5 protein-coding genes, 1 tRNA gene and 4 pseudogenes are annotated in these 6,767 nt (G+C 67.4%); 8 read left to right on the top strand and 2 right to left on the bottom strand.

Annotated elements, in window-relative coordinates:
• The first annotated feature begins 909 nt into the window (after positions 1-909).
• Together ACF08B_RS41420 and ACF08B_RS41415 are read left to right on the top strand one after the other, a co-directional pair.
• On the top strand, positions 910-1,266 hold the full coding sequence (locus ACF08B_RS41420) for an STAS domain-containing protein (protein WP_392322200.1): 357 nt from the start codon (positions 910-912) through the stop codon (positions 1,264-1,266).
• A 186-nt stretch (positions 1,267-1,452) separates the two neighbouring features.
• Positions 1,453-1,526, top strand: a tRNA-Lys gene (locus ACF08B_RS41415).
• 32 nt (positions 1,527-1,558) lie between these two features.
• Here ACF08B_RS41415 and ACF08B_RS41410 read toward each other — a convergent pair.
• Positions 1,559-1,795, bottom strand: coding sequence for a hypothetical protein (locus tag ACF08B_RS41410; RefSeq protein WP_392322199.1), 237 nt, complete (start codon positions 1,793-1,795; stop codon positions 1,559-1,561).
• Between the two features lie 630 nt (positions 1,796-2,425).
• On the opposite strand from ACF08B_RS41410, the gene ACF08B_RS41405 reads away from it, so the two are divergent.
• The gene (locus ACF08B_RS41405; protein ID WP_392322198.1) at positions 2,426-2,593 is read left to right on the top strand and encodes a hypothetical protein; all 168 of its coding nucleotides are present in this window, start codon (positions 2,426-2,428) and stop codon (positions 2,591-2,593) included.
• Positions 2,594-3,010: 417 nt separating this feature from the next.
• A pseudogene (locus ACF08B_RS41400) lies at positions 3,011-3,478 on the top strand (transposase); the annotation flags it as partial.
• Between the two features lie 41 nt (positions 3,479-3,519).
• Here ACF08B_RS41400 and ACF08B_RS41395 read toward each other — a convergent pair.
• Positions 3,520-4,266: pseudogene (locus tag ACF08B_RS41395) on the bottom strand (transposase family protein).
• 177 nt (positions 4,267-4,443) lie between these two features.
• Between ACF08B_RS41395 and ACF08B_RS41390 the strand changes: the two are divergent.
• The 4 genes and pseudogenes from ACF08B_RS41390 to ACF08B_RS41375 form a co-directional block, all read left to right on the top strand.
• Positions 4,444-4,722, top strand: a complete 279-nt coding sequence (locus tag ACF08B_RS41390; RefSeq protein WP_392322197.1) for a hypothetical protein — start codon at positions 4,444-4,446, stop codon at positions 4,720-4,722.
• A pseudogene (locus tag ACF08B_RS41385) lies at positions 4,668-4,850 on the top strand (integrase core domain-containing protein); the annotation flags it as partial. The gene ACF08B_RS41390 and the pseudogene ACF08B_RS41385, both read left to right, overlap by 55 nt.
• Positions 4,851-5,451: 601 nt before the next feature.
• Positions 5,452-5,844, top strand: coding sequence for a hypothetical protein (locus ACF08B_RS41380; RefSeq protein WP_392322201.1), 393 nt, complete (start codon positions 5,452-5,454; stop codon positions 5,842-5,844).
• An 833-nt stretch (positions 5,845-6,677) separates the two neighbouring features.
• Positions 6,678-6,767 (top strand): annotated as a pseudogene (locus ACF08B_RS41375) (IS5/IS1182 family transposase); the annotation flags it as partial.

Raw genomic sequence — 6,767 nt, 5'->3', positions numbered from 1 at the left:
TCGCGAAAGAGAACCGCGCAAACCAGGACTGATCCAACCCCGAGGGGTCAATTTTCAGAGGTCCGGGAGGGGTCAAAATTCAGGAAGCGTTGACAACATCCTGGACGTCTGTTGCGCGTCGGTGGGGCCGCTTCGCCGACCGGAGACCGAAGGGCCCCACCGGGTGTCGTCGACCCCGCTGATATCCCCTGCGGTAAGTGCTGCGACAACCCCTGCGGCATCTGCTCCGCACCTTGGATTCCGGGGCTGTCGGTTCGCGCGTCAGCCCGCGTGGTGGGGCATTCCGGATAGTCCGACATCCCCTCTGGGCCACCCTCGCCCGCCACATGCAGAAGAGTGAGGGAGGTGGGGCGGGAGTGCGGGCGGCGGGCGAGGGGATCGGGGCGGCCGTTTGTAGTTCCGCACGGCTGGCGCCGCGCGGTTCGGCAGGCGCCGGCGCCGCCTGGCCGAGGCCGCGGGTACGTCAGCTGCGGGCCCCGTACGTGTCCGCGATGACGTACCCAGCTTGTCGCCTGTCTTGTCTTGTCGCTTGTCGTCTTCCTTGTCTTGTCGCTTGTCGCTTCCCAGATCAGAAGCCGGATGCCCGTCACTCACCACGACCAGCACGCCCTTGCCCGATCAGCGTGGGGGCCGGAGAAGCCAGTGCCGAAGGCGTCGCGGACGCCGAAGGTGCCAGGGAGTCCTGCTGCTGACCTACTGAGGGGGTTGCTCTGCTCGGCTTCGCCTTCTCAGGAGCATCGAGGCTGACACCGCTGGCGAGGAAGCCGCCAAGCACGACGGCGGCGACCGCGGCAGCCAACGCGGTCCCTATCCGCTCGCCCCTCGTCATCCTGGAGAGCGCGCCGTCGGCCGGTGCCGTCCACTGGTAGACGTTGCATCCGACGAGGCAGGGACGGAGGAAGTGGTGATGTGAGAGTGCGCCTGCCGGAACCGCTGAAGATCGTGACCACCGCCACCGACCAGATCACCGTGATCACGGTGACGGGCGAAATCGATCGGAACAGCGTTGGCCCTTTGGTTCAAGCGCTGGCCCCTCGTCCTCTCGCCGGCCGGCCCCGTGTGGTGGTCGACATGCGGCGCGTGTCCTTCATGGACTCCAGAGGCATCACCATCCTGCTGGCCGCCAACCGCGACCTTAATCGGGCGGGCGGCTGGCTGCGCCTGGCCGGCGTCCCCCACCCCATCCTGCGCATCCTGCAACTGGTCGGCATCGATACCGTCTTCGACTGTCGTGCCAGCCTCCGCGACGCTCTCACCGCCTCATAGGACCCCCATGCGGCAGCACCGCAGGCGCGCCCAGGCGGGCCATACCGCCGGCCACCGCGTACGTATGTCTCCGTCGGGCGGCCGCACAGCACGTAGGGCGCACCCCCTCCCCGGGATCACCAGCACGAGAAAACGCACACCGCCCGCGTAATATGGTGCGATGATGATCTACATGTTCTCAGGTAAGGGGCGGTAGCTCAGTTGGTCAGAGCTGCGGACTTTTAATCCGTAGGTCGTGGGTTCGAGCCCCACCCGCCCCACCGCACAGCCGCCTGACCCCGAGCGGGGCAGTTCAGGCGAGCTGCGGTCCGTTGAGGTTTCCGCCGCGGGTGATGCCATGGACGGCGAGGACGTTCCAGACATCAGTGGTGGTACGACCGGTGCGCTCCGCGATACGAGAGACGGGCTCCCCGTCCGCATAGGCGGCGAGCACGGCCCGGGTCAGGTTCCGGCGGGCGGCATGCAAGGCCTCCTGCGCATCCCGCACAGCCCGCGCTGCTGCTTCCAAAGACTCGTTTTCCATGGTCATACAGCCATCGTGCCAGCCGGAACAGACAGCTCGAAGAACGGCCAGACACGCCAGTTTCGTGGTGGCCGGTGCCGGAGCTGCGCCCCCGGACGTCCTCAGGAGGTGTCCAGGGAGCGCAGCCATCCGATGGCCTACGGGGGGGAAGAGACCACCGGGGGTCGCCACCGCCGTCAGCGTCGGGGCGGTAGCGACCGGCGTGGCGCACGCTACCGGCTGACAACCGACCGGCGAGGCAGCCGGGCCGCCGGACCTGCACGAGATCACCCACGCGGCCGGGCAGGCCCCGGCGAGGCGGGGTGCCGGCCGAGGCCACGGCCTGCTCGTGAACCACCCCATCCGGAAACCTGGGGATGGCGGCCGGGGTGGTCCGCGCGGGTGCGGTATCACGACGTCGTAGAAGCCCATACATCGAAGAGGCGCTTAACTTGCCCAGCCGATTTCGCCACAACCCTTATATACAAAAACGAGCGCTCGGCGTCACAGAACTTAGGCACCCCCGTTTCAGAACACTGCGAACCCGCCGAGCAGGACCCCCAGTTCGTCACCGCACGAGCACGCCGTGACCTTCGGACCGCGAGTCATCGACAACGAAGTCGATACCCGAGCGGGTTCGTACGCCCCCTCAAGTCGGTGCCTTTCGCCAGCACGGTCAGGGAGCGGTGTCATCCCGAGGGCCACAACTTCGAGGAGAGCCCGGTGTACGGGTACGAGACGTTCCGCGTCCAGGTCCTGGACATGTGGGGACGGGTCGGCTTGGGGCAGTGCGTCGTCGTACAGGTGCAGTCCCCGGGGCGCTGACCAGGAAGGCTTCGACGAGCACCTCGCGTAGCTGATGGGACGTGACTGAAAACTGAGCGCTCAGCTCGCCGAGTGAAGGGCTTGGTCACCCCCTGGGGCGAGGGCTGCCCCAGTCGGGCTACAGGTCGAAGCCAGGCAGCTCGACGTCGGTCAGCCCGACCTCCAAGCCGTGGGTGCGGCGGCCGTTGTCGCGGAAGTAGACCCCTCCAAGGGCAGGGCCCTGCGGGCGGGGCACGGCGCCGACAAGCTCGAGGCGCTGGCCGCGCTCGGGCTGGCCTGGGCGACGCAGCGACCGGCCAGAAATGGTGCTAGGCCTCCTCTTGTGGAGCGGATTTCTACCGACCGCGCCGCGCCGACGGCGGAAAGGGCCCGTCCGACGGTGCGGACTGAACGGGCCGCACCCTTGCTGGCCATCTCGCCCGGCGGCCGCGCAAGAACACCGTCTGCATCGTCGACGGCACCTTGGTGCCCACCCGTGGTCGCAGCGTGCCGCATCCAGTATGAACTCTCGGGGCTCGACGAACCTGCAGGTCGTTATCGACGCCAACGGCCGCCTGGTGGTGGCGATCGGCCTCCCGCTGCGTGGTAACCACAACGACTGCCGAGCGTTCACAGAGTCCGGCGTCGACCGGGTCTGCCGCGTGGCTGGAATCATCGCCGACGGCGTATACCAGGGCACTGGCCGGCTCGTTCCGCACCGCAAACGACCAGGTCAGACTTATCTTGGTCTACGGCTAGAACCGGACCCGCCGGGCGCGAGCCCGGGTGGAACTTGCACTGTCGCGGTTGAAGAACTAGAAGATCCTGTCGGCTCAGGGGCACGGCATGTTCCAGGCGATGCTCGGCATCATCGCCCGGCTCCACAGCCTGGCCCTCACTGGATAACTCACACCCCAACGGGACAAACTCTAGTCACTGAACCTCTTTCATCCTGAGTTTTGCCAGGTCAGGAGGGTGTGGACGGCGGCGATGGTTCGGCTGATGCGGTTGGTTGAGCATCGGGCCCGTCGTAAGAGTCGCCAGGATTTCAGCCGGGCGAAGGCGCGTTCGCCGGGTGCTCGGAGGCGGGCGTGGTCGCGGTTGTACTGCTGGTAGTGGTCAGGCAGTTCGTGGTGCCGGTAGTAGGGGGTGCGGACGGTCGCGCCGGCGCCTTGGTAGGCCCGGTCCGAGAGAACCAGGATCTCGCGGGTCAGGCAGGCCTGGACGATCCCGTGGGCGCGGGCGGCGGTCAGGTCGTGGGTGTGGCCGGGCAGAGCTCGGGAGAACCACAGCGGTGTGCCGTCCGGCGTGGCGACGACCTGCACGTTCATCCCGTGCTTGCGGTGTTTCTGCGAGTAGTACGGCTCGTCCGCGGCGATCCGGTCGGTCGGGATCAGGGTGCCGTCGACGATCACGAAGTCGCCCTCGCCCAGGCCCACCAGCGCCTCGCCCAGGCCGGGGGCTCATGCGGCCAGAAGTTCCAGGGTCTCGTCGACGTACCTCCAGGCGGTCGTTTCCGAGACCCCGAAGCCGGCTCCGACCTGCGCAAGAGTCTCGTTCTTCCGCAGATGGGCCAGAGCGAGCAGAGCCTGCTTGAAGCAGCTCAAGCGCCGCCAACGCGAACGCAGTTCACGCCTTCGGGCGTAGATCAGCCACGAGACGTGCTCAACGAGCTCGTGCGGGACGTCGAGCATGGCAGGATACGGAACCAAGCGAGGCTCCTCGGTCGAGGCATGGTGCGTAGAGAACACCAGCGCAACGACCAGGAGCCTCGCCTTGTTACTCCACCCGGCTGACCAGCCATTTCACCCTGCCGAGACAGGATGAAAGAGGTTCAGTGGCAGCGCGAGGCGCCCATGCACCTGTAGCAGATGGACCTGGTCGGCGGTGTTCCGCTGGCCGACGGACGGGAGTGCAAGATGGTCACCAGCATCGATGACCACTCCCGGTTCGTCGTGATCGCTTCCGTCGTGGCCGTGCCCAGCGCCCGCGCCGTGTGCTCGGCCTTCACCGCCGCGATGCGCCGCTACGGCGTGCCCTTCGAGGTGCTGACGGAGGCAAGCAGTTCACCGGCCGGCACCAACGGCCACAGCCGGTGGAGGTGCTCTTCGAGCGTATCTGCCGGGAGAACGGCATCACCCAGCGGCTGACCAAGCCGCGGTCACCCACCACCACGGGCAAGATCGAACGCTTTCACCGCACCCTGCGCGAGGAGTTCCTCGATCACGTCGTGCCGTTCGAGTCGCTGGCCTCGGCCCAGGAAGCGATCGACGGCTGGGCGCACGCCTACAACCACCAGCGCCCGCACCAGGCCCTGAGCATGGCCACCCCGATCAGCCTCTTCCGGCCCCACACTGCCGTCCGCGTCCGGAGTGATGATGAGCATCCTGAACAAACGGTCCCAGAGCCGGAGTTGTCCATCGAGGTCATCAAACCGCCCGTCCTTGCGCCGCAGGGCACCGCGGTCGAGTTCAAAGTGCGGGTGCCGCCCAGCGGCGAGATCACCCTGGTCACGGGCAGGCAGCGGGTGGGCATCCACCAGGCACTGGCCGGCAGGACGCTGACGGTCTGGGCGAACCACCGCAGCGTCCACTTCCTCCTCGACGGTCACCTCGTCACCACGGTCCCGTCCCGGCTGCGGCCGGAGGACCTCGCCTACCTGACCATGCGCTACGGCGCCCGTCCGGGCCGGTCCCGAGCCCGCACCCGCCGCCCTGCCCAGGGCCCGCAACGGCACGGCCATCCTCGCCGCCGGCGAACCTGTCGAGGTCGACCGCAAGGTCCACCGGGACGGGATCGTCTGCCTGGCCGGCGGCCGTTACCAGGTCGGATTCGCCCTCGCCGGCCGCACGGTCACTCTCCGCCTCGACGGGCACCTCATGCACGCCATCGCCGACGACGCCCTGATGGGGACGTGGCCCTGCCCCGTTCCGGCCGACCGTCTGGGGCAGATCGACGGGGCACGGACGGCGACATCCCCGCTTCCGCCTCCTCCCCTGCCGGCCGGTGCCATCCGGGCCCAGCGCAAGGTGCATGCGAGCGGCCGCTTCATGATCAACGGCCAGTTCATCAAGCTCGGACCGCGGCGCGCGGGAAAGATCGTCACCGCCGTCATCGAGGACACCCACTACCGGATCCTGCACGGCGAGAACGAACTCGCCGTCCGGCCGCGCAAGAACCGCGAGCCGATCACCAGGCTCTACGTCAAAGGCATGGGCACCCAGAAGGACCGTCAACGATCTCCTGACGACAACCCGTCAAGGAAGTCCTGAGACCTCACACCGCTGCTCGTGGCCCTCATTTCAACCGTCGCCGACATGGCTAGCCAGACGCATTCACACCAGCTCTACAGAGAGTGTTGCGAGACGCGGACGGAGATCTGGCCTGCCATCCAGCGACTGCTCGTCGAGAGATACGAGACCCCCACTCGGATCTGGCCGGTAGCTTCCTCGTGAGGTGGCGTGTCGAGAAGCCGCCCTGGTGGCGACGGCGTGCTGCGCTGGCACGCTGGCCTTCGTCAAGATAGCGGAGAGCCTTGCTGGTGCTGCCTCGGCCAGGCCCCGGTGGCGGATTGCGCCTTGACCCCCGTCGGGCGGAGGGGAAGGAGTGTCGGCCCTGGGGAGGCCGGTTCGCGCCAGGTCAGCACTGAAAACGCCTCAACGTTGCCCGATGCCTCGGCAGGCGGCCCGGAGCGTCGTAACTGCGGTGACTTACCGCAACCGAATCGTGGTCGCGAGCCTGGCAAGAGAGAGCTCTCGGTCGTTCCGCCCGGCGGTAAGGCGTCTGCCTCCGAGGGTTGCCCAAGCCAGGTAACAGAGGAGCTGTCCCGCTGGCCGAGCCGATGTCCGTGAGGTACTACGATGCAGTTGCCGCCTTCAGTCCTCCTGAGCGATTGGGTGCAGCCTCTGCTAATCCCACATCGGCCCACGCCAGTGGATGGCGGCGCCTTTCGCGGGCGCTACTCATGGGATTCGACGACCACTAGCTGCTACCTGGCAGAGCTTTCGAATCACCGTCTGGCGGCGTGCCGCGACGGGGGTGTGCCGAGCGCCTGGTCCTAGAGGTTGTCCCGTAACCGGTGGGGCGGTTGGTGCGTTGGCTGGGCATGGGTGGGGTGATCTCAGCGGGTGATCCGAAGTGGATCGAGCCGTTCTCGGGTTTGTCCGAGGTGCAGTTCGGCAGGCTGGTGGCGTTG

This window comes from Streptomyces sp. NPDC015139, from assembly GCF_043079785.1.
GTDB classification, from domain to species: Bacteria; Actinomycetota; Actinomycetes; order Streptomycetales; family Streptomycetaceae; genus Streptomyces; species Streptomyces albidocamelliae.
This window is presented reverse-complemented; position numbering and strand designations above follow the sequence as displayed.

Coding starts and splice junctions, on each gene's coding strand:
- ACF08B_RS41390 (WP_392322197.1), top strand. CDS start 4,444: ATGGACCTGGTCGGCGGTGTTCCGCTGGCCGACGGACGGGAGTGCAAG.
- ACF08B_RS41380 (WP_392322201.1), top strand. CDS start 5,452: ATGCACGCCATCGCCGACGACGCCCTGATGGGGACGTGGCCCTGCCCC.
- ACF08B_RS41410 (WP_392322199.1), bottom strand. CDS start 1,795: ATGACCATGGAAAACGAGTCTTTGGAAGCAGCAGCGCGGGCTGTGCGG.